This is a genomic window from Streptomyces sp. 378 (assembly GCF_030124145.1).
Taxonomy (GTDB): domain Bacteria; phylum Actinomycetota; class Actinomycetes; order Streptomycetales; family Streptomycetaceae; genus Streptomyces.
Map to the genome: position 1 here is coordinate 13,723 of NZ_JASKMS010000048.1, position 21,357 is coordinate 35,079.

At 69.7% G+C, this 21,357-nt stretch carries 20 protein-coding genes and 3 pseudogenes; 17 read left to right on the forward strand and 6 right to left on the reverse strand.

The window, feature by feature from the left end; translation table 11 throughout:
- The first annotated feature begins 14 nt into the window (after positions 1 to 14).
- The 7 genes from QNO09_RS37325 to QNO09_RS37355 all read left to right on the forward strand — a co-directional run bounded on the left by QNO09_RS37325 (position 15) and on the right by QNO09_RS37355 (position 6,788).
- Positions 15 to 719 carry a haloacid dehalogenase type II gene (locus QNO09_RS37325; protein WP_283974682.1) on the forward strand — a complete coding sequence of 235 codons (705 nt, stop codon included), beginning with the start codon at positions 15 to 17 and terminating at the stop codon, positions 717 to 719.
- A gap of 20 nt (positions 720 to 739) precedes the next feature.
- Positions 740 to 2,023, forward strand: coding sequence for an NAD(P)/FAD-dependent oxidoreductase (locus QNO09_RS37330; protein ID WP_283974683.1), 1,284 nt, complete (start codon positions 740 to 742; stop codon positions 2,021 to 2,023).
- 517 nt (positions 2,024 to 2,540) lie between these two features.
- Positions 2,541 to 3,431 carry a universal stress protein gene (locus QNO09_RS37335; protein WP_502962398.1) on the forward strand — a complete coding sequence of 297 codons (891 nt, stop codon included), beginning with the start codon at positions 2,541 to 2,543 and terminating at the stop codon, positions 3,429 to 3,431.
- Between the two features lie 74 nt (positions 3,432 to 3,505).
- Entirely contained in the window at positions 3,506 to 3,814 is a 309-nt protein-coding gene (locus QNO09_RS37340; RefSeq protein ID WP_283974697.1) for a helix-turn-helix transcriptional regulator, read from the forward strand.
- Between the two features lie 158 nt (positions 3,815 to 3,972).
- On the forward strand, positions 3,973 to 5,328 hold the full coding sequence (locus QNO09_RS37345; RefSeq protein WP_283974684.1) for an acyltransferase family protein: 1,356 nt from the start codon (positions 3,973 to 3,975) through the stop codon (positions 5,326 to 5,328).
- A gap of 1 nt (position 5,329) precedes the next feature.
- Positions 5,330 to 5,506, forward strand: a complete 177-nt coding sequence (locus tag QNO09_RS37350) for a hypothetical protein (protein ID WP_283974685.1) — start codon at positions 5,330 to 5,332, stop codon at positions 5,504 to 5,506.
- Between the two features lie 4 nt (positions 5,507 to 5,510).
- Entirely contained in the window at positions 5,511 to 6,788 is a 1,278-nt protein-coding gene (locus QNO09_RS37355) for a hemolysin family protein (protein WP_283974686.1), read from the forward strand.
- Positions 6,789 to 7,166: 378 nt separating this feature from the next.
- Here QNO09_RS37355 and QNO09_RS37360 read toward each other — a convergent pair whose 3' ends face one another.
- From QNO09_RS37360 to QNO09_RS37385, 4 genes and pseudogenes are all read right to left on the reverse strand, one after another.
- Positions 7,167 to 8,699: a potassium/proton antiporter gene (locus tag QNO09_RS37360; protein ID WP_283974687.1), complete on the reverse strand. Its 1,533-nt coding sequence runs from the start codon at positions 8,697 to 8,699 to the stop codon at positions 7,167 to 7,169.
- A gap of 599 nt (positions 8,700 to 9,298) precedes the next feature.
- Positions 9,299 to 10,321: a TerC family protein gene (locus QNO09_RS37365; RefSeq protein WP_349637014.1), complete on the reverse strand. Its 1,023-nt coding sequence runs from the start codon at positions 10,319 to 10,321 to the stop codon at positions 9,299 to 9,301.
- Entirely contained in the window at positions 10,276 to 10,728 is a 453-nt protein-coding gene (locus QNO09_RS37370; protein WP_349637015.1) for a Na+/H+ antiporter NhaA, read from the reverse strand. The genes QNO09_RS37365 and QNO09_RS37370 overlap by 46 nt, the downstream gene beginning before the upstream one ends.
- A 1,099-nt stretch (positions 10,729 to 11,827) precedes the next feature.
- A pseudogene (locus QNO09_RS37385) lies at positions 11,828 to 12,343 on the reverse strand (Rieske (2Fe-2S) protein); the annotation flags it as partial.
- A 289-nt stretch (positions 12,344 to 12,632) separates the two neighbouring features.
- On the opposite strand from QNO09_RS37385, the gene QNO09_RS37390 reads away from it, so the two are divergent.
- Positions 12,633 to 13,079 (forward strand): SPW repeat protein, encoded by a 447-nt coding sequence (locus QNO09_RS37390; RefSeq protein ID WP_283974689.1) that lies wholly within the window; start codon positions 12,633 to 12,635, stop codon positions 13,077 to 13,079.
- Positions 13,080 to 13,733: 654 nt separating this feature from the next.
- A complete protein-coding gene (locus QNO09_RS37395; RefSeq protein WP_502962399.1) occupies positions 13,734 to 13,859 on the forward strand; it encodes a hypothetical protein in 126 nt (41 codons plus the stop codon).
- 132 nt (positions 13,860 to 13,991) lie between these two features.
- Here QNO09_RS37395 and QNO09_RS37400 read toward each other — a convergent pair whose 3' ends face one another.
- Entirely contained in the window at positions 13,992 to 14,840 is an 849-nt protein-coding gene (locus QNO09_RS37400; RefSeq protein WP_283974690.1) for an RNA polymerase sigma factor SigF, read from the reverse strand.
- A gap of 575 nt (positions 14,841 to 15,415) precedes the next feature.
- Between QNO09_RS37400 and QNO09_RS37405 the strand changes: the two genes are divergently transcribed.
- The 8 genes and pseudogenes from QNO09_RS37405 to QNO09_RS37435 all read left to right on the forward strand — a co-directional run bounded on the left by QNO09_RS37405 (position 15,416) and on the right by QNO09_RS37435 (position 20,531).
- Entirely contained in the window at positions 15,416 to 15,715 is a 300-nt protein-coding gene (locus QNO09_RS37405; protein ID WP_283974691.1) for a GlsB/YeaQ/YmgE family stress response membrane protein, read from the forward strand.
- A gap of 200 nt (positions 15,716 to 15,915) precedes the next feature.
- Positions 15,916 to 16,224, forward strand: coding sequence for a hypothetical protein (locus QNO09_RS37410; protein WP_283974692.1), 309 nt, complete (start codon positions 15,916 to 15,918; stop codon positions 16,222 to 16,224).
- 393 nt (positions 16,225 to 16,617) lie between these two features.
- Entirely contained in the window at positions 16,618 to 17,022 is a 405-nt protein-coding gene (locus QNO09_RS37415; RefSeq protein WP_349637016.1) for an ATP-binding protein, read from the forward strand.
- A gap of 114 nt (positions 17,023 to 17,136) precedes the next feature.
- Positions 17,137 to 17,250 (forward strand): annotated as a pseudogene (locus QNO09_RS40150) (IS5-like element IS4811 family transposase); the annotation flags it as partial.
- A gap of 431 nt (positions 17,251 to 17,681) precedes the next feature.
- Positions 17,682 to 17,885, forward strand: a complete 204-nt coding sequence (locus QNO09_RS37420) for a cold-shock protein (RefSeq protein WP_003973099.1) — start codon at positions 17,682 to 17,684, stop codon at positions 17,883 to 17,885.
- A gap of 346 nt (positions 17,886 to 18,231) precedes the next feature.
- Positions 18,232 to 19,722 carry a DEAD/DEAH box helicase gene (locus tag QNO09_RS37425; RefSeq protein ID WP_283974693.1) on the forward strand — a complete coding sequence of 497 codons (1,491 nt, stop codon included), beginning with the start codon at positions 18,232 to 18,234 and terminating at the stop codon, positions 19,720 to 19,722.
- 46 nt (positions 19,723 to 19,768) lie between these two features.
- Entirely contained in the window at positions 19,769 to 20,173 is a 405-nt protein-coding gene (locus QNO09_RS37430) for a CBS domain-containing protein (RefSeq protein WP_283974694.1), read from the forward strand.
- Between the two features lie 49 nt (positions 20,174 to 20,222).
- Positions 20,223 to 20,531: an SCO5918 family protein gene (locus QNO09_RS37435; RefSeq protein ID WP_283974695.1), complete on the forward strand. Its 309-nt coding sequence runs from the start codon at positions 20,223 to 20,225 to the stop codon at positions 20,529 to 20,531.
- Between the two features lie 99 nt (positions 20,532 to 20,630).
- Here the strand turns inward: QNO09_RS37435 and QNO09_RS37440 are convergent.
- Positions 20,631 to 20,877, reverse strand: a pseudogene (locus QNO09_RS37440) (hypothetical protein); the annotation flags it as partial.
- Between the last annotated feature and the right edge of the window lie 480 nt (positions 20,878 to 21,357).

Consider the following 21,357-nt stretch of genomic DNA (forward strand, 5'->3'; position numbering starts at 1 on the left):
CGAGGCTGAACACCATGCGAGACACCCAGCGAGAGATCGTCACCTTCGACGCCTACGGCACCCTGATCGACTTCCAGCTCGGGCCCACCACCCTGAAGATCCTTGCCGACTCCGGCCGGCTGGACCTGGACAACCTGGACGTCGACGAGTTCCTCGACGACTTCCGCGTCATGCGCTTCCAGGCCGTCCTGGAGGCGTACCGCCCCTACCACGAGATCCTGCACTCCAGCCTGCGCAACGCCATGCGCCTGCACGGTCTGGAGTACCGCGAGTCCGACGGCGACGCGCTCGTCGAGGCCGTCCCCACCTTCGGCCCCTTCCCCGAGGTGCCGGAGGCCCTGCGTCAGCTGAAGACCAAGTACGAGATCGCCATCATCTCCAACAGCGACGACAACCTGATCGCGCGCAACGTCGAGAACATCGGCGTCGAGTTCGACCACGTCATCACCGCCCAGCAGGCCGGCGCCTACAAGCCGGACCGGCAGACGTTCGAGCACGCCTTCAAGGCGATGGGCGTCGAGCCGTCCCAGGTCATCCACACCGCCCAGGGCTGGGAGTACGACCAGATCGCGACCCGCGACCTCGGCCTGAAGCGCCGGGTGTGGATCAACCGCTACGGCCGGCCCGGCAGCGCCGACTACCAGCCGTACGACGAGCTGCCCGACCTGTCGGGCCTGCCGAAGCTGCTCGGCTGCCGACCCACGGCGACACAGGACTGAGAAGCAAGAGGACGCACGCCATGAAACAGATCCCCTACTGGCTGGACACAGCTCCCGCCCTGCCCGACCGTTCCGGGAAGGACCTGCCCGACGAGGCGGACGTGGTGGTGATAGGCGGCGGCCTCACCGGCCTGTCCACCGCCTATCACACCGCCCGCAAGGGTGCCCGGGTCGTCCTCGTCGAGAAGGACAAGGTCGGCTCGGGCGCCTCCGGCCGCAACGGCAGCATGTGTACCCAGGGCCTCACCATCGGTGTCGGCGAGGCCCGCAAGCGCTACGGCCAGGAGCGCGCCCGGGAGCTGTACGACTCCTTCCGCGAGGCGGTCGACGTCGTCGAGGAGCTGACACAGACCGAGCGGATCGAATGCGACTTCAACCGCTCCGGCCGGCTCGGCGTCGCCGCCAAGCCGCAGCACTTCGAGTCCATGCGGGCCACCCAGCGTGACCTGGCCGAGAACTTCGACCACGAGACCCAGCTCCTGACCCGCAGCGAGCTCAAGTCCGAACTGGGCTCGGCTTATTACCACGGCGCTCTGCTCGACCCGCTGAGTGCCGCCTTGCACGTGGGCAAGTACGTCCACGGTCTCGCCGAGGCCGCCGAACGCGCCGGCGCGGAGATCCACGAACGCAACGCGGCCACCGGTCTCACCCGCCTGGCGGACGGCGGCTTCGTGGTCGACACCCTCAACGGCACGATCCGCGCCCAGCAGGTCATGGCGGCCACGGACGCCTACACCGACAAGGCGATGCCGTGGTTCCGCAAGCGGCTGATCAACGTCGGCAGCTTCATCATCGTCACCGAACCGCTCGGCGAGGCGCGCGCCAAGGAGCTCATCCCCAACGCCCGCCTGGTGGTCGACTCCAAGAACATCGGCCACTACATCCGCCTCACCCCGGACAACCGTCTCGCCTTCGGCGGCCGGGCCCGCTTCGCCCCCTCCGACGCGGCCTCCGACGTCAAGAGCGGCGACATCCTGAAGCGGGAGATGACCGAGATCTTCCCGCAGCTCGCCGGGGTGGGGATCGACTACGTCTGGGGCGGCATGGTCGGCTTCTCCTGGGACCGCATCCCGCACGCAGGCGAGGCGGACGGCCTGTACTACTCCATGGGCTACTGCGGTCACGGTGTCCAGATGGCCACCTACATGGGCCGGGCGGTCGCCGAGATGATGGACGGCAAGCCGGAAGCCAACCCGCTCCGCGGCCTCGGCTTTCCCAAGGTCCCCGTCCCCTTCTACAACGGCACCGCATGGTTCCTGCCCTTCGGCGGCGCCTACTACAAGGCCAAGGACAAGCTCCGCTGAACAGACGACACGGCGGTGACACCGCGGGGTAGTCCCGTGCAGCGGTTGCGGGAAGGACCCGCACTCTCGGGATCGCCCCCGCAGTGTCACCGCCGTGGCGACTGGTCACCCGTCGGCAGTGGTGCGGCCCCTGCTTCTCCGGCGACCCCACCGCCTCGCCCACGCGGCCGCCCGGCAGCGAGCCCGTCAGCGCGCTCGCCACCGTGCCGCATTTCCAGTACACCCACGCCTGAACCCGCACCGAGAGAACCGCTTCCGGCTTCACCCCCCGCCGTTGCCGGCGACGCACGACCCGGCGGAATCACCCGGCAGGTGGGGGGCAAGGTGTGCGCCCTGGTGCCGCTCGATCAGGCCCGCCACGCGGAACGTGGCGTCGTCGGCAATCCGACGACGAGATCCACACTTTCCGTGCGTTCCGGCGAGGTGAGCGGCCGAGAGGGCCTTCTGGTCCTGTGGCGGCGGGGTGTGGCCGGGATGAAGCTGGGAGGTAGGAGGGGTACGTATCGCCGTAGGAGGCATGGTGGCTGGTCTGGTCGTCGTGGGCGTGGACGGGTCGCCGTCGAGCCTTGCCGCGGTGGAGGCGGCGGCACGGGAGGCTCTGCTGCGTGGGGCGAGGCTTCGGGTGGTGCATGCGTTCCTTTGGCCGGCGATGCATGTGCCGTTGGGCTCGTCGCCGCTCGGCCCGCCGGGAGGCGGGCTCCGGAACATGGCCGAACATCTGGTAGCCGAGGCGGTGGCGCGCGCCCGGTCGGCGGCGCCGGAGGTGGACGTCACCCATGCCGTGGTGACGGGGGAGCCGCTGACGGTGCTGGAGGCGCAGTCGCGTGCCGCGGAGCTCGTGGTCGTCGGATCGCGAGGCATGGGCGGGTTCGTCGGGCTGCTGGTGGGGTCCACTGCGGTCCATCTGGCGGCGCACGGCGCCTGCCCGGTGCTGGTGGTGCGGGAAGCGGGCGAGGTGTCCGGGCCGGTGGTGCTGGGGGTCGACGGCTCTGCGGCGGGCGAGCGGGCGGTGGACTTCGCCTTCGCCGAGGCGGCGCTGCGCATGGCACCCCTGGTGGCGCTGCACGCCTGGACGAACTGGAACGCGCCACTGCCCGAACCGCAGGACCCGTCCGAGCCGTACGCGAACCCGCCGGGCGCGCTGGCCGCGGAGGAGGAGCGCCTGCTGTTCGAGGGTCTTGCCGGCCACCAGGAGCGGCATCCGGATGTAGCGGTGGAGCACAGACTGGTGCGGGGCAGGACGCGGGAGGCGCTGATCGAGGCGAGCCGGTCCGCCCAGCTGGTGGTGGTCGGTGCGCGGGGGCGTGGCGGCTTCGTGGGGCTGCTACTGGGGTCGGTCAGTCAAGCCCTGCTGCATCACGCGCACTGCCCGGTCGCGGTGGTGCGGGGAGCAGGCGTTCGTCACTGAGGGCGACGGGCGACGGGCGCCGTGCCTGAGGTTGCTGCCGGCCCCTTTCCGCGCGCGGTGACCAGTGGACGTTCCTGACCAACCACGCGCGCGTCCTGATCGCCCTCGCCCGGGATCCTGAAACCCGGTTGCGTGACGTCGCCGATCTGATCGGCATCACCGAACGCGCCGTGCAGCTCATCGTGGCCGATCTCGAGGCGGCCGGATATCTCACCCGCACCCGCGTCGGCCGCCGCAACCGCTACACCATCGATCCCACCGTCGCGCTGCGCCACCCCGCGGAGGCCGACCACCCGGTCGGTGACCTCCTGGTCACCTTCCTTCACCGCGAGGACACCCCTGCCACCGAGCAGACCGCCGACCAGGAGCGCGCCACCTCATAGCCGACCACGGGCAGGCCGCGCGGCGTCGCGGCCACGACGAGTGGTGCGCATCAGCAGCCCCGTGGCCATGGTCGGCCGACAGGCGACCTGCGGTCACACGCTCCGCGCTTCTCGGATCGTCGCCTTGTGCCACGGCCGACCGTTCCTATGCTGGCCGCATGCCCGGTCTGCGCGAGCTCGCGGAGCGCACACCGCCGCAGCGGGAACGCTACGTCGACCTGCTGCGGGCGCTCGCCATCCTCATCGTGGTGCTCGGCCACTGGATGGTCATCGTGGTCACCGGCGGTCCCCGCGGACCGGACGGCTTCAGCGCCCTGGAAGTACTGCCGTGGGGCCGCCCGATCACCTGGCTGTTCCAGGTCATGCCGGTGTTCTTCATGGTGGGTGGGTTCGCCAACGCCGCCTCACTGACCTCACGCACCCGCAGGGGCGGCGACGTCGCAGACTGGCTGCTCGACCGCAGCGCACGGCTCGTAGGGCCGACGACCGCACTCCTGGTGTCGCTTGCCGCCGCCGCGCTGATCGCCCGGCTGGCGGGCGTCGATCCCGCTCAGGTGGGCCGGGCGGTGTGGCTGGCCTCGATCCCCCTGTGGTTCCTGCTGGTCTACCTCGTGATGGTCTTCCTGACCCCGCTGATGCACCGCCTGCACCGGTGGGCCGGGCCGACCGTGCCGCTGGTGCTGGTGGGGCTGGTCGCCGCCGGGGACGTGGCACGGCTGGCCCTCGACGCGCCGACGCTGCAGCTGGGCAACTACCTGTTCGCCTGGCTGGCGGTGCACCAGATCGGCTTCGCCTGGCAGGACGGGACGCTGCCGGCCCGGCCCCACGTGGCTCTGCCGCTGCTGATCGGCGGTACCGGAGCGGCGGCGCTGCTCACCGTGGCCGGCCCCTACCCGGTCAGCATGGTCGACTATCCCGGCATGCCGCTGCGCAACCTCTCGCCGCCGACGCTCGCGCTGCTGGCATTGGCCACGGCTCAGCTCGGACTGGTGCTGCTGCTGCGCGACGCGGGCGAGCGGCGGATGCAACGGCTCCGGCCGTGGATGGCCGTGATCGCCGTGAACTCCGTCATCCTCACCGTACTGCTGTGGCACATGAGCGCCTTCGTGCTCGTCGCCGCGGCTCTGTACGCCTCCGGCCTGTTCCCGCTGCCCCGACCTCCCGCGGACACGGGAGCGTGGCTGCTGTGGAAGCTGCCGTGGCTTGCCGTGCTCTTCTTCGTGCTCGGCGCGTTGGTGGCGTTCTTCGGCCGGATCGAGAGGCGCGGCCTGCGGCGCGGTGCCCCCACCTCGCGCAGTAGGTGGACGCCGAGGGTGCTCGGCCGGCCCAGGCCGCGCGCCACGGCGACCACGGTCGGCTATGCCGCCTGCGTGCTCGGCCTGCTCGGTGTGGCCGACGCCGGTCCGGCCGACCACGGCCCGTTCGGGCTGCCGACCGCAGCCCTGGTGAGCTTCCTGGCCGGCACGGCCGTCCTCCACGCGGCCCGCGGGGCAAGGGACCACCGGGCCGGCTGAGGTGGCTGAGGAGCCTGCGTCGGCCCGGCACGGAGGCGAACACGGCGGCGGCGCGAGCGTGCTCGCGCTCGATCAGGCGCAACGATCCATCCACCAGCAGATCGCCGCCCTCCAGCTGCGCCGCTGCGTGGCGCCACCCGCCGCACGCGGCGCCAGGGACCCCCTGATGGCAGGGTAACGTTATGGACGGCTCCTGGTTGACCCTCGTCCTCGTCGCCGCGCTGATCGCGCTGAACGCGCTGTTCGCCGGGACCGAGATCGCGCTGATCTCCCTGCGGGAGAGCCAGGTGAAACGCCTGGGCCGCAGCGGAGGAGCCTCTGCCACTCGGCTGGTGCGCCTGACGGAGGACCCTAACCGCTTCCTGGCCACCATCCAGATCGGCATCACCCTGGCGGGATTCCTGGCCTCGGCCACCGCCGCGGTGTCGCTGGCCGAGCCCCTGGTGCCCGCCCTGGACTTCGCCGGGCGGGCCGCCGAGCCCCTGGCGATCGCCCTGGTGACCTTGATCCTGACCTTCGTGACCCTGGTGGCGGGCGAACTCGCGCCGAAGCGGCTGGCCATGCAGTACGCACAACGGTGGGCCCTGCTGGCGGCCACGCCTCTGGATGTGCTGGCCACCGCCTCCCGTCCGGCCGTATGGGCCCTGAGCCGGACCACCGACCTGCTCGTCCGCCTGCTCGGCGGCAACCCGCACAAGACCGAGCAGCCCCCCAGCCCCGAAGAACTGCGCGACATGGTGGTCAGCCACCGGGGCCTGACCACCGAACAGCGCACCATCATCTCCGGCGCCCTGGAGATCCACGAACGCCCCTTGCGTGCCGTCCTCGTCCCGCGCCGATCGGTGTTCGCCCTGCCCGACGACATGCCGGCCGCCCAGGCCCGCCTCGACCTGGCCCGCTCCGGGCACTCCCGTGCCCCGGTCCTCAGAGGTGGCCACATCGACGAGGTCATCGGCATCGTTCACCTGCGCGACCTGATCACCAGTGAGGACAGCACCTCGGTCGCCGACCTCGCCCACCCCGTTCCCTTCTACTCCGACTTCATGAAGGTCTCCGAGGCATTGCGGCGCCTGATGGCCGCCCGCCAGCAGTTCGCCGTCGTCGTCGACGAGCACGGCGCCGTCGGAGGCATCGTGACCATCGAGGACCTCTTGGAGGAGATCGTCGGCGAGATCTACGACGAGACCGACCGCGACATGATGACCGTGCACACCCAGCGCGACGGATCCCTGGACCTGCCCGGCAGCTTCCCCCTCCACGACCTGCCCGACCTCGGCATCGACATCGGCGACTTCGCCCGCGGCCCCTACACGACCATCGCCGGCTTGATCCTGGCCCGATTGGGGCACCTGCCGCAGCGTCCGGGGCAGGAGATCGAACTAGCGGGCTGGTCCGTCGAGATCACCGGCATCCACCGGCACGCCATCACAACCGTCCGCCTGCGACCGCCACGTCGGTAACGGAGCCTGCTGCCGTCTGCGCTCGTGTGCGCAGAGATCAAGGGCAGTCACGATTCTGGCCGCCGGGGCCTCGTCGCCCACTGCTGACATGAGATCCGCGTCAGGAACACCCGGCTTCTCAGGCCCCGGTGTCGGCGTACAACCGAATGTGCACCGGTCGGTACGGACGAACACACACCCCCTTCCGGCCGTTCCATCTGGTCGGGTGGCCCCGGCGCTGTGGAGTACGGCGCGTCGCGCACGTTCGCGTGTACCAGCCGGTGCACCTTCTTCGCGTGAACGCCGACACCCGGTCATCGGCACCGCCATGAGCACCGTCGGACACTGTCCGCCGCTGAGTGGCCGGGCGAACGCCAAGCTGCTCCGACCACGGCACGCTTACCGCGGAGCCTTGGAGGCTGGGGCGGCGGTGGGTTCCGGGTCGCCGTGTTCGCCGAACCAGCGCGCGAGTTTGCCGCGGCGTCCGATGGCGCGCAGCCGTCGCTCCGCGGCCTCCCGGGTCTGCGGCGTGGTGACCAGCAGCAGTTCGTCACCCGTGCGGAGCACGGTGTCGGGGCCGGGAACGTGGGCGGCGCCGTCGCGGACGACGAGGGTGAGCACGGTCGGGGCAGGCAGGCGGAGTTCGAAGACCGCCACCCCCCGCAGGCGGGAGCCCGGCGGGACGGTGACGGTGAGCAGGTCCGCGTCGAGCACGTCCAGCGGCGCGGTCTCGACCTGGACGTCGCGCAGAGCGCCGGGGCGGGACAGGCCCAGGCGACGGGCAGCGGCCGGCAGGGCCGGGCCCTGGATGAGGGTGAACAGGACGACCAGGACGAAGACGATGTCGAGCAGGTCCTGGGCGCCGTCGACGCCCGCGACGACGGGGAAGGTGGCCAGCACGATCGGGACGGCACCGCGCAGCCCGGCCCAGGAGATGAACGCCTGATCCCGCCACGGCACGCGGAAGGGAGTTAGACAGGCGGCGACGCAGGCGGGGCGGGCGGCCAGCAGCAGCACGAGCCCGGTGATGATGGCGGGCAGGATCGCGGAGGGCAGCTGGCGGGGGGTGACGAGCAGGCCGAGCATGACGAACAGGCCGATCTGGGCCAGCCAGCCGGCGCCTTCGGCGAAGGAGCGGGTGGCGGCGCGGTGGGGGAGCTTGGCATTGCCCAGCACCAGGCCGGCGAGGTAGGCGGCGATGATGCCGCTGGCGTTCGCGGCGCCGGCGGCGGCGAAGGCGATGACGCCCAAGCCGAGCGTGGCCAGCGGATACAGGCCGGTCGCGGGCAGCGCGATGCGCCGCAGTGCCACCGCCCCCAAGCGCCCGATCACCACACCGAGCAGCCCTCCCACGGCCAGTTGGTGGACGACGGTGCCGGCGATGGACCCCGCACCGGGCAGCTCGGAGGTGGCGGTGGAGAAGACCGTCACCAGGATGATGGCCGGCGCGTCGTTGAAGCCGGACTCGGCCTCCAGCAGCCCGGTAACCTTCTGCGGCAGCGGCAGCGAGCGCAGCACGGCGAAGACGGCCGCGGCGTCGGTGGAGGCCACGATCGCTCCGAGCAGCAGCGCGAGGTGCCAGTCCATGCCCAGCAGCCAGTGCACCCCCGCCGCGGTGACGACCACCGACACGGCCACTCCGACGGTGGCGAGCACCCCGGCCGGCGCCAGCAGGCGCCGGATGTCGCTCCACTGGGTGGTCAGACCGCCCTCGATGAGGATGACCGCCAGCGCGGCGGTGCCCAGCGCCTGGGCGAGCTGGGCGTCATCGAAGTGCAGGCCGATGACGTCCTCGCCGGTGATCACGCCGACGGCGAGGAACAGCAGCAGGCTGGGCAGACCGAGGCGGTGGGCGGCGCGGGCGGCGGCGATGCTGGCCAGCAGCACCGTGCCGGCGACCAGCAGGGTCACGTACAGCTCCTGCAGTGTCACCAGGACGCCCCGGCTTCCCAACCGCACGGACCGAGCGGGGCGCATACGAAGCCGTAGCGCTCGGAGCGCCAGGTGAGCAGCCCGTCGTCGGGAACCGGCCGAGGGCACGGTGGCCGTGGCCCAGAAGCACAGCCGCGCCGCCGCACAGGGTCGGCCGGAGTTGGCGTGCCGCTCACCGTGGCCGTGACCCGGGGTGGAGCCCACCGTTCGGGACGCAGCCGCTCGCCCGGGTCCTCGAGTGCGCAGAACCGGGCCTCGGCCCCGGCCCGGACACGGCGACCGGGCGGTGCTGACCTCCGCCGGAGGTTACCGCCATGGTCGGGGTGACCGTATGTCGCATGGATCGCATCAAGCACCCATGGTCGACGCCGGACGACCTGTCCGTGCGCAGCGACACCGGCGACCGACAGGGACCGCGTCAGAGAGGCGCCTGTCGCAGACCGCGTCGCCCGTGGTGCCGTAAAAGCAGCACCAGTGGCAGCTACCAGTACCTGCCTGCACGGACTCGGAGTACGCACCACGTGGGCGCGGACCCGCCCCGTGTCGCGGCCGGCGAACGCGGCGGCAGCCGGAGGGTCTGCTTCCCTGAGCGGCGCGGTTCAGCGGGCGCCGGCTTCCTGATCGGAGTCCTCGTCCTTGGGGGGATGGGCGCGCAGGGATCCTGGGTGGGCCTTTGCGGTCGGGTCGCGCCGGGTCTTGATCAGACTTGCCACGGTGACGACCGCGAGCACGAGGGCGATCACGGCGAGGCTGAGCGGGGTGGGAATCTCGGGGACGGCCTCGTGCACGTCGACATGCGCCCAGTGCAGGATGAGCTTGACGCCGATGAACGCGAGGATCAGCGCCAGCCCGGCGGACAGATACACCAGCCGGTCCAGCAGCCCCTTGACGAGGAAGAACAGGGCGCGCAGGCCCAGCAGGGCGAAGGCGTTGGCGACGAAGACGATGTAGGGCTCCCGAGTGATCCCGAACACCGCGGGGATGGAGTCGAGCGCGAAGAGCAGGTCGATGCTGCCGATGGCGAGCAGGACGACGAACAGCGGGGTGACCATCCGGCGGCCGTCGACGCGGGTGGTGAGTTTGCCGCCGACGTAGTCGTCGGTGATCGGCAGGAACCGGCGGGTGGCCTTGACCATGACGTTGTCCTCGATGTCGGGGTCCTCGTCGCGGTGGCGGAACAGCTGCACGGCCGTGTAGATCAGCAGCAGACCGAACAGCAGGAACATGAACGAGAACAGCGCCAGCAGGGTGGCGCCGAGCGCGATGAAGACCGCGCGCATGACCAGGGCGAGCACGATGCCGAAGGTCAGCACCTTGTGCTGGTGTTCCTCCGGCACGGCGAAGGTGGTCATGATGATGACGAAGACGAACAGGTTGTCGACCGACAGGCTCTTCTCGACGATGTAGCCGGCGAAGTACTCGGTGCCGAACTGGCCGCCGTATCGCGCGGCGAACCAGACTCCGAAGCCGATCGCGACGGCGATGTAGAACACTGACCACGCGGTGGCCTCGCCGAAGCCCACCCGATGCGGGCGGGCTGCGGCGAGGATCAGGTCGACCGCGAGCAGGGCGAGGATCAGGCCGATGGTGACGACCCAGGTGAGTGCGCTGATGTCCAGCACCGGTCCTCCATTCGGTTTCGGCGTCGGTCTCGGTTTCCGGGGCGGTCCTGGTTCGGCGGGGGCGGCGTGGCGGTGGCGCCGCTGCCGGCCGGGGCGGTAGGCAGCAGCACCGCTCTAGCCAAGGCGGCGACGGTGGGGGCGGTGAGGACGCCGACCTTGGCCTGGCTGATCAGGACGGCGTCGGTGACGGCGAGGCCGGTGATGAACAGCGAGACGGTGAACCCGATGCCCCCCAGCGCGGCAGTGCCGAGGATCTCGCGGTGGTGCATGCCTGCGGGCAGGGCTCCCCAGCCCAGCCGGCGCATCAGATGGGTCACCCCGCCGATGCCGAAGAAGAATCGGACCAGCCACGGCTTCTGTCGCCTCCCGCGTCCACGCCGGCCATGCCCTTCGCAATGGCGCACCACTCCCTCACGCCGACTCTCACAGAGATCGCCCCCGGGCGCAGCAGCGCCCCACCGGAAGCGCGCTTCCAACCGGACATCGAGAATCTGGAAGCGGAGGTGTTCTGCCCCGTGTTCCGGCAGGGCCGGACGTGCCGCGCCGAGAGGGTCAAGAGCCGCCGGGTTCCCCGGGCTGTGTGAGATTTCGTGATACGTGAGAGGGGCTGAGGCGTGAGTGAGACACCGTCGAACACCCTGCAGTACCGCTTTGACGGGCCAGAAGAGGCTCCCGTCCTGATCCTGGGTCCCTCCCCGGGCACCACATGGCACAGGTTGTAGGGACTGTCCAGGGGCGTCCAGGCCGGTCCGAGATGATCGCGTAATGCCAGGTCAGGGCATTCTGGTCCGGGGGAGTCGACGCAGTCGGGGATAGGAGTGTGAGAGCGGGGTGTGACGAGAAGCCCCGCAGGTGCGGCCCGGCGGCTCTTCTGAGTACGTGGGGTTTCAGTGTCCGCCGTGAGCACCGTCGCACTCGGGTTCTCCTCTCTCGAGCACCCGAAGCAAGGACGCGGTGACGACACGCGTCGTACGCCGACGCACAGCATCCGACCCGGGAACTCTTCGCGACCAACCAAGTCGTAGCCTTCACCCCTGCAAAGCCCAATGCCTTTGCCGCATTGCGGTCCACTTTCCTGTAGGCCCCCGCCATTCGGGCTCCATGCGAAGAAGCCCTGCCGGGGCTCGGCGGGGATTCTGTGCACACGTGTCCCTGCCGCCCTCCGGCTCCGCCTGCTCGTGCAGCTCGGCGGGGCCCTGCGGCCGACGTACCGCGTGACTGGTGACGGACGCCTTGCTCAAGAGCCTGCTGAGCCGGAAGGTGGCGACCGAGGTCAGGACCACGTCCCAGGGCTGGGGCCGGTCGGGCAGAGGGCACCCGCGCAGCCGTACCACCGTGGCCCAGGCCGCCGTGTACGCCCCGAACCCCGTCATGGACGCGAGATGGCCGCACAGCGGCCGGTCGTGCCCTGCGGAGTACCGTCGTCCGGTGCGCCGGGCAAGCTCGCGCAGGCGTTGTGCGAGGCGGTTGTCAGCTATGGCGTCACCTGTGGTGTCATTCGCGTTGTCAGGCGTGGTGGCCAGGGGATCCATGGGCCACACCCTTCTCCGCTGCGCCCGGTTGCCGCTCCGTCTCCCGGCTGTTGTCCGCGTGCTCCGCCCGGCGCAGGCGTATCTCGACGTGGCCGCCGGTGATCCGAGCGCCGAAGGCGGGCTGGGGAGCCGTGGCGAGGCCGCGTACGTTCCAGCCGTTCCGTCGGTTAATCGTCCCCTCGGACAGCGGTCCGGCGAGGTGGCTGCACCGGTCGGCCAGCGCGTGGACGGTGCCGCCGGTTTCGCGCACGACCAGGACCGGCACGTCGTCCACGCTGCGCCGCACGGGCCGGCCGGCCAGGGACGCGTCCACGGTGCCGATCCGGTGCCAGCCCTCCGTGACCACGTGCGGTACCTCTTCGGGGGCGCCGGATGCCTGACGGTAGGCGAGGTGGCGGCCCAGCATGCCGCCGACTCCGACCGCCGTCAGTCCCAGCAGGCCGTAGGCTCGGCCGGCCGCGTGGCGTCCCCTGAGGCGGCAGGTGAGTGAGAGCGGGCCAGGTTTGGATGCCAGTGGAGGGGGGCGACGCCTGATCCCAGAAGCTGGCGCCCGCGTGTCCGACCGAAAGATCATTACGGGACAAGCCTTGGCTGCGCCCAGGTCGATGGAAGGCGGGATGGAAGCTCCCCGCGCACGCCACTTTCGTGACCGGTCCGCGCCCGGGACGGCGTCCCGTGCGCCTCGCATGGTTACCCCGCCCCTGAGGGGTACTCGCCTTCACGTAATACACATAACGGGCAAATCGGAGGTCGGAATGGCAACACATCCCCGGTCGGACATGGACACGCACCCCGACATCCGCGCCATGCGCAGTCGACACGAGATGGCCGAGCGTGTCGCCAGTACTCCGAAGGCGCAGGCCGTCGAGGCGATGGCACTGATCACGGGCCTCTATCTGGCGGCCTCACCGTGGATCGCGGGCTTCAGCGACTTTTCCACCCTGGCTGTCAACAACTTGATCGTCGGCATCGCTTACGCCGTGATCATGAGCGGTGGCTTTGGCCGGGCATACGAGCGCTCGCACAGCATGGCGTGGGCCGCCTGCGCACTCAGCGTGTGGACGATCTTTGCGCCCTGGGTTGTAGCAGGGGACGTCAGTACCACCAGGACCATAGTCAACAACATCATCGTCGGCGTGATCGCGCTCCTGCTGGCCCTTATGGCCGCCGCAGCCGCCCGCCCGGTGGATCGGTCGTCCGGCGATCGCTCATCCCCGCCCGAGTGATCGAGCTCAATCCGAAGATCACGGCACCTACCCCTACCGCGCTACCGGGAGCCGCCCATTGTCCGTGCTCTGCCCCCGTTGGGTCGCGTCCTGGCGGGGGCAGGTCCCTGTGCGGCACTACCTGTCGAGGCCGGTGGAGTCTCAATGGGCGAGTCAAGGGTCGCTCGGGTTGTCAGGCCGTGCAGCGGCGGTACGCGAGCGGGATGCCCCGGATACGGAGGCCGGGTATCACTGGAGATCGTCATGGCCGTCGCCCAGGGCTTTGAGGTCCAGTGGGAGCCGGTCGGTAGACGCATCACCGCCCGCATCACTCTGCCCGACGACCCCAGCGGCGAGGTCACCGGACGCAGTCCCCAGTAACGGTCGGCGCGCCGTCGGCCCAAGGACCGGGCGAGCGCCGAGGTACGGATCAGGCTGTTTGTGTGACATTGGGTCACGTAATCGACACCCGCGACGCCCTCCGAGCGCGGGACAATTCGACGCCGACGGGCGGGTGGCGTACGACCCACATCCCGGAGTCCCGCGTTTCGACTGGTGTGCCACCCTCCTGACCGGGCAGCCGACTCGCTGCACAGCCCTGCCGGGAGCACGCTGGGAACCAGCGCGCCGATCGTCGTACACCTGCCCTCCCGCACCGGTGGCCGGAGTGTCACCGTGCACTCGCACGGCCGGGACGAGATCCTCGGCACCGGCTACAGCGACCACGACCTGGTGGTGTTTCTCGAAGCGGCGGGCGTCGACGATCCCGAGGGGGTGTTGGACGATCCGCGGGGGGAATAGGCGGAGGCGGTCCACACGGGTGGAGCGCGCCCTGAGGGTCTGAGGCGGGCCGCTCGCAGCCGACCGTGCAGAGGCGGTGGCGTGGTACATGGGCACCACGACCGTAAGGCGCGCGCCTTTTGGACCGCGGTGTCAGTTGGTGGTGAGCATGCCCTGGCGGAGCTGGGCAAGGGTGCGCGACAGCAGCCGGGAGACGTGCATCTGGGAGACGCCGAGCCGTTCGCCGATCTGGGCCTGGGTGAGCTCCTCCACGAACCGCCAGTGCAGGATCTTGCGCGCTCGCTCGTCGAGGTCGGCGATCATCGGGGCGAGTGCGTGGAAGTCCTCCACCAGTTCCAGGGCGCCGTCGTCGCTGCCGATGAAGTCGGACAGGGCGGTCTCGCCGTCCTCGCTGTTGCCGATGGCGGCGTCCAGGGAGGAGGAGCGGTAGCCGTTGGAGGCCAGCCGCGCCTCGATGACTTCCTTTTCCTCCAGGTTCATCAGCTGGGCCAGTTCCGCCACGGTCGGGGTGCGGCCCAGACGGCTGCTCAGTTCTTCGGTGGCGCGCGCCAGCTGGACGCGGGCCTCCTGCAGGCGGCGCGGCACGTGCACGGCCCAGGTGGTGTCACGGAAGAACCGCTTGATCTCTCCCACGATGTAGGGGATCGAGAAGGAGGTGAACTCCACCTCGCGGGAGAGCTCGAACCGGTCGATGGCCTTGATGAGACCGATCACGCCGACCTGGACGATGTCCTCCATCTCCTCCTGGTCCCGGCTGCGGAAACGGGAGGCCGCGTAGCGGACCAGGGAGATGTTCATCTCGATCAGCGTGTTGCGCGCGTACTGGTACTCCGGCGTGCCCTCCTCCAGCCGGTTCAGCTGCTGGAAGAACAGGCGGGTGAGCTCACGCGCGTCCTTCGGAGCGACCTTCGACGGGTCGGCCACCTCCGGCAGTTCAGCGCACTGCGCCTCCGTCGTCGCTGCTGCCGTATCCGTAACCATGTGTCCCTCCCTTGTCGGCCATGCCGACACCGCCCGCCTCAACTCGCCAATGCCGCGCATACCCCTTCCCCCCACCTTCATGCTTACTCCTTGCGCGGGAGTGAGCCGGTCGGCGAGCGCATTAAGAGGCCCTAACAGAGGTCGATGATCACCGCCGAGGACTCTGCCTTGTCGCGGTCGGCAGGCTCCCGGCCGACGCCGTCTGGTGGCGTGTTGGCCTCGGCTGAGGACCCTGCTGTGCGCCGAGGGCGCCCTGCCGGTGACTGTGCTGACGCCGACCGGGCTTGCCTGCGTGCAGGGGTGGGCTCCTTCTGGCAGGAGGAGCCCACTTCGGGGGGTGTGTGAAGGCTATTCCCTGCGCAGGCCCCTCCGGGCGCATCATCCGCAGCAGCAGTGGCACGCTGAGCAGCGTGCCCACGCCGACCACGGCCGTGCCCACGCCGGTCACCGTTCGCCGCCTGACGTTGCCGCCGCGCTGACGGCGGGAGATGGGTTGGGAACTGGCACGGTCGCGTTCGGCAAAGACGTTTGTTCAGGCGAGATTGGTACGAACGATGAGCTGACACAGCCTTTATATGACGAAGTGGAGAGGCGCCAGGGGCATCATCGCGTGGATCATCATCGGCCTGCTCGCCGGCGCCATCGCCAAGGCTTTGATGCCGGGCAAGGACCCGGGCGGCATCATCATCACCATGCTCATCGGCATCGTCGGCGGTCTGCTCGGCGGCTGGCTCGGCAAGGTGATCTTCGGGGTTGACTCCGTCGACGGGTTCTTCGACCTCTCCACCTGGATCGCCGCGATCATCGGCTCCGTCATCCTGCTCGCCCTCTACCGCCTCGTCGTCGGTAACCGGCATTCGCACCGCCACGCATGACCAGCTGAAGGCATAACAACGCCTCCGGACACACCTGGACGGCCGGGCCACCCGTGATCCACCCGCCGGTTGCCGTCGTCCGGGATCCACCGCGTCCTCCCACCGTCCGAACAGGCGCCTGTGCAGCTCCGTGGCATGATCGTGCTTCTCGTGGGCAGGCGACCTGCGTGTCATGCGCCCCGGCTCAACTTGTGTCCCGGGTGAGCTCTTGCCTGGTCCAGGCCGGCTTTCAGGTGCTGGGCGACGCGGACAGCGGGGTTCCGGGGCTGCGGGTGACTGAGGTGTCCGCGGGCGCTCTGGTCAGCTGGACGGCCTCGGACGGGTTCACCGCGCTCGCCCGTGACCAGGCAGGCCGGGCAGCAAGCCACGACAGCATGAGAGTGATCGTGCAGGCCGCAGTAGCAGGGCTGCTGATCCAGCGCGGACACACCGTCACCGAAACGCCTGATGGCGGTGGCCTGGTGGTGTTCGCCGAAGCGGCTCTGCCACGGGGCGGCAAGGGCAGCTAGGGACCGGCCCGCCCGACGCACTGGGCACCGGCGGCGTGCGGGGGGAAGTCGGCGTCGCTCGCGGCCCTGCCAGCCGGCGGCGCCACCCCGCACGCCGGCACCGTGCCCACCCCGACCGCTCCGCAGGGCGGCGCCGAAGCCGACACGGTGTCCGTGCGTCCGGGGCTGCCCCTGGGCGAAGGCGCGGAGCCCTTCGAAGCCACCGAGCCCTGGTGATGTCCCGTCCTTCTACACCGGCGCACTGGCGCGAGATCCGTTCCGCACCCGCGGACTGACCGTGGTGCGGGAAGGCACGGCTGGAGGCGCTGAAGGCGGCCGCCCGGTCACGGAAATCGGTGGCCGCATTCTGGAAGAACTTCTGCAGCAGCCCTTGGACGACGACCTGGCACTTCTGTGACCCAGGTGCGCCGACTTCCCGAAGATGCCACGGCCATCTGGGAGCTGGCCGCCGACCCCAGCATCGTCGCAGGGGTACGCCGTCGAGTCGCCGACCAGCTGACCTCCAGGGGGCTGGAGTATCTGGTGTTCACCACAGAGCTGATCGTCAGCGAGCTGGTCACCAACGCCATCCGCTACGGCAGCGCCCCAGTGGGCCTGCGGCTGATTCGGGATCAACGTTTGATCTGCGAGGTCTCCGATCCCAGCCAGACGCAGCCGCATCTGCGACGGGCCCGGTGGACGGACGAAGGCGGCCGCGGGCTGTTCCTGGTGGCGCAGCTGACCCATCGCTGGGGCAGCCGGTACACCGTTGCGGGCAAAACCATCTGGATCGAACAACTGTCGGAAGAAGTGCCCTGACCTATCGGCCCGGTTGGCTGATGTGATGCGTGCGGGCGCTTCAGTCGACGGTCATGAGCACACGTCGCGCCGGCGGCCTGCCTGGCCACTCTGTCGGAGTAGTACTCGAAGACGTCCCGTCGGCATGCGCGGGAGTACGAACGGCTCATCCAGCACTCCCAGAGCCTGATCACCCGGGCCGCCATCACCCAAATGACCAGGCGCCTCGCCCACACCGAAGAGGTGGGCTCGCTCATCCGGGACCGGGAACGGCAGCCGCTGCGTGGTCATCCGCACAGTCTCGCAGCTGCGTTTCCTGGGCGGCGGCAGCTTTTCCCCGGCCGTCGCGGCAGCGTGCCGGTTGGCAACTTTTCCTGAGACGTTGAACTCCGCGTGAATTAATATCTGTTCCCGAGGGATCAGATTTTGGGGGACCGGGCAGCGGGAGTTTTTGCCGCGAAGGGCAGAGTGGAATTATCCAACACGCACGGGCCGCTCCGGCGTGCTAGTGTCTATCTCAGTTGCAGTTGTGGTTCCCAAGACTTCAAGTGCCCCCACCAGGTTTCTGCCGGTCGGGAGCACTTTTGTATTTCCGGTCATTTCCGGGCGGGGTAATCATCGCGGCGACACGGCGTCCGCGTGGTGCGGACGCCGATGCACTGCCCCAAAGGAGATATGACATGGCTGCTGGTACCGTGAAGTGGTTCAACGCGGAAAAGGGCTTCGGCTTCATCGAGCAGGACGGTGGCGGCGCCGACGTGTTCGCCCACTACTCGAACATTGCCGCGCAGGGTTTCCGTGAGCTGCTCGAGGGCCAGAAGGTGAACTTCGACATCGCGCAGGGTCAGAAGGGCCCGACGGCCGAGAACATCGTTCCGGCCTGACGCTCACGCGCAATCCGTAGCTGGGGCCCGCATCCTTCGGGGTGCGGGCCCCAGCTGCACGCGTATCCCGCAGCGGCTTTCACCCGCGGGACGCCCCGGAGGAATCCGCAGTACCACCACAAGCGGTTCCTCCCTTCAGGACGCAGACGCAGCCTGAAGTGCTGCACCGCAGCCGGCGCCCGGATCGCAAGGTCCCCATCGCGTCACCCATTTCAGCACCTGTGCCCACGGATGATTCCGCCGGCCAGATCTGCTTTCTTTTGCCACCGGTCCATACTTGTAATTCTCCATGCCATTCATCGCGGCGGGAATTCCTTGATATGTGCCACATCGAGGAAGGTTCCGAATGAACCGCACGTACACGAACGACCGCCCCGCCCGCTCCCGTGACGGCCGTGCCGACGCCGGAAGGGGCGGCGGCTACGGCTCGCAAACGCCGCGTCGTTCCGGCGGGCCCGTCCGCTCCGGCGGTTACGGCCGTCGAGCCGCCGGAGTGCAGGGTGAGTTCGCGCTGCCCAGGACGATCACCCCCGCGCTGCCGGCCGTTGAAGGCTTCGCCGATCTCGACATGCCCGAGCAGCTGCTGGCCGAACTCGGCAGGCAGGGGGTGACCGTGCCGTTCCCGATCCAGGGCGCGACGCTGCCGAACTCGCTGGCGGGCCGTGACGTGCTGGGCCGCGGACGCACGGGTTCGGGCAAGACCCTCGCCTTCGGCCTCGCTCTGCTCGCCCGCACCGCTGGCCAGCGTGCTGAGCCCCGCCAGCCGCTGGGGCTGATCCTCGTACCGACGCGTGAGCTGGCACAGCAGGTGACCGACGCGCTGACCCCGTACGCCCGCTCCGTGCGGCTGCGGCTGGCCACGGTTGTGGGCGGCATGTCGATCGGCAGGCAGGCCGGTGCGCTGCGTGGCGGAGCCGAGGTCGTCGTCGCGACGCCGGGGCGGCTCAAGGACCTCATCGACCGCGGCGAATGCCGGCTGAACCAGGTGGGCATCACCGTGCTGGACGAGGCCGACCAGATGGCTGACATGGGTTTCATGCCACAGGTCACCGCGCTGCTCGACCAGGTCCTCCCCGAGGGGCAGCGAATGCTGTTCTCCGCCACCCTGGACCGCAACGTCGACCTGCTGGTGCGCCGCTACTTGACCGACCCCGTCGTGCATTCGGTCGACCCGTCGGCCGGTGCGGTCACGACGATGGAGCACCACGTCCTGCACGTCCACGGCGCCGACAAGCACGCCGCCACGACCGAGATCGCCGCCCGCGACGGCCGCGTGATCATGTTCCTGGATACCAAGCACGCCGTCGACCGGCTGACCCAGGACCTGCTCAACAGCGGGGTACGGGCCGCCGCGCTGCACGGCGGAAAGTCACAGCCCCAGCGCACCCGCACGCTGGCGCAGTTCAAGACGGGGCACGTCACCGTGCTGGTGGCGACCAACGTCGCGGCGCGCGGCATCCACGTCGACAACCTCGACCTGGTCGTCAACGTCGATCCGCCGACCGACCACAAGGACTACCTCCACCGCGGCGGCCGTACCGCCCGCGCCGGCGAGTCCGGCAGCGTCGTCACCCTGGTCACGCCGAACCAGCGCCGCGGCATGGTCCGTCTGATGTCGGACGCCGGAATCCGGCCGCAGACCACCCAGATCCGCTCGGGCGACGAGGCCCTGAACCGGATCACCGGAGCCCAGGCCCCGTCCGGCATCCCGGTCGTCATCACCGCACCGGTGGTCGAACGCCCCAAGCGCAGCGCCACCTCCCGAGGCCGACGCCGCCCCACCTCGGCGACCAGGCGCACCCCCGTACGCCAGTCCGGCTTCGGCGCGGTGGCCTAGAACCTTCGTGATCAGGAAGCCGGCCCATCTCCGCAGGAGGCACCTTGTGACGCTGGTTCAGACGCAGCCCCGCCCGGCGGACGCCGACCCCGCGCACAGGACGGCGGTGGAGGTCATGGACGCGGCCGGACCGCAGGTCTGTGACGACATGAGCGTCGAGGTGGCGCTGGCCGTCATGACCGCCGCCCGCACGGTCCGACTGGTCGTCTGCGACCAGGACGGCCAGTGCACCGGCCTGGTCACCCGTACCGAACTCGCCGCCGTCCGCGACAGCTCCGACTACACGGACCGTGTCCGCCTGCGCGACATCCTCGGCGACCACGGCTCGTTCGCCTCACCCGTGACCACGATGGCCGAAGCCGAGCACGCGATGCGCACCCGTCGGCTCGGTGTCCTGCCGGTGGTCGACGAGCAAGGCAGCGCCCTGGGCATCCTCGCCCTCTCCCGCTGAAACACCTCGCCCTGGCCGGACCGTTCTTTCCTTCTCTCTGTGAGGCCACATGCGCTGCGTCATCGCCCGCTTCCCCTTCGAGCTCACCAAGGGCGGCGTGCTGGAGTCGATGAAGGGTGTCAAGCCCGAACCGGTCACCGGCGAATCGGTGATCATCGGCCGCCGCCACTACCCCGTCAAGCAGGTCGGCCAGGTCATCACGCGCCAGGACCGCCGTGACTTCAGCGCCGCCGAAGTCTCGCGGGCCATGGCTCAGCTCGGCTTCACCTGCCGCGCCGTTCCCAAGGCAGCGCCCCTGGGCATTCTCAGTCCGATGCAGCACGCTTCCGCGATGCTCGGCACCCCCGTCACGGTCTGACCGGGTAAACAGACACGAGCCGACACCTGATGAGCAGTGTGGGCCCGACCGGTACGCCGGTCGGGCCCACACCGCGTGCAGCGGGTTCCCGTCGCCGTTGCCCTGCAGGATCCGGGCGGCACGGAAGTGCAGATGCGTGGGTGGCCCGTCCTCCTTCACGGGGGCGTCGAAGACGGCGGGCGAACTCGCCCAAGTGAGCGGAATCCCTCAGCACATCCGACACCCTCTGCCTCCACACCGCTGCGGGAGCCAGGCGGCCGGTGATGACAGCGCCACCGGTGGCCACGGTCAGGGACATCTGGTTGCTCTGGCCGGACTCCACCAGGGCGGCGACGTCAACGATCATCCCAGGCTCGTCGAGGGCGGCGCAGGGCCTTCTGCCACGCTCGTCAACGGCCGACCTGGGGGGCGTCACGGCTGGAAACGTCCATGCCGGTCGGTGGTGTTCTTCACGAGACGCAGTGTTGGCCGGTGCCGCCCACGGTAGCCGCGGCGCAGTCGGCGACGTCACGCCCAGCCCGACATGCTACGCGGCTGTGGGGCACTGTGAGCGCCGGACAGAGCCTCGCAGCTGCTTGAACCATCCATGGGGACCGGTCGAGGCAGACTGGTCGAGGCGGAGTACCTCATCTTCCAGCGCGCGAAAATCTATACTCGCTGGAGTAGACATTGGCTGGCGGTGTGGTTACGATTTCTGTCGTAGTCGAGATCAAGAGAGGCCCGGCAGAGATGAACTGCCGGGCAGCAGTACGCAGTTGCAGTTAGAAGTCGTCTCATTTGGTGAGTCTGCGGTAGCAGATGAGGGTGCAGGCGATGCTGGTGAAGG

Coding starts and splice junctions, on each gene's coding strand:
- QNO09_RS37425 (WP_283974693.1), top strand. CDS start 18,232: ATGAACCGCACGTACACGAACGACCGCCCCGCCCGCTCCCGTGACGGC.
- QNO09_RS37355 (WP_283974686.1), top strand. CDS start 5,511: ATGGACGGCTCCTGGTTGACCCTCGTCCTCGTCGCCGCGCTGATCGCG.
- QNO09_RS37345 (WP_283974684.1), top strand. CDS start 3,973: ATGCCCGGTCTGCGCGAGCTCGCGGAGCGCACACCGCCGCAGCGGGAA.
- QNO09_RS37390 (WP_283974689.1), top strand. CDS start 12,633: ATGGACACGCACCCCGACATCCGCGCCATGCGCAGTCGACACGAGATG.
- QNO09_RS37335 (WP_502962398.1), top strand. CDS start 2,541: ATGGTGGCTGGTCTGGTCGTCGTGGGCGTGGACGGGTCGCCGTCGAGC.
- QNO09_RS37325 (WP_283974682.1), top strand. CDS start 15: ATGCGAGACACCCAGCGAGAGATCGTCACCTTCGACGCCTACGGCACC.
- QNO09_RS37405 (WP_283974691.1), top strand. CDS start 15,416: ATGACGAAGTGGAGAGGCGCCAGGGGCATCATCGCGTGGATCATCATC.
- QNO09_RS37420 (WP_003973099.1), top strand. CDS start 17,682: ATGGCTGCTGGTACCGTGAAGTGGTTCAACGCGGAAAAGGGCTTCGGC.
- QNO09_RS37435 (WP_283974695.1), top strand. CDS start 20,223: ATGCGCTGCGTCATCGCCCGCTTCCCCTTCGAGCTCACCAAGGGCGGC.
- QNO09_RS37330 (WP_283974683.1), top strand. CDS start 740: ATGAAACAGATCCCCTACTGGCTGGACACAGCTCCCGCCCTGCCCGAC.
- QNO09_RS37400 (WP_283974690.1), bottom strand. CDS start 14,840: ATGGTTACGGATACGGCAGCAGCGACGACGGAGGCGCAGTGCGCTGAA.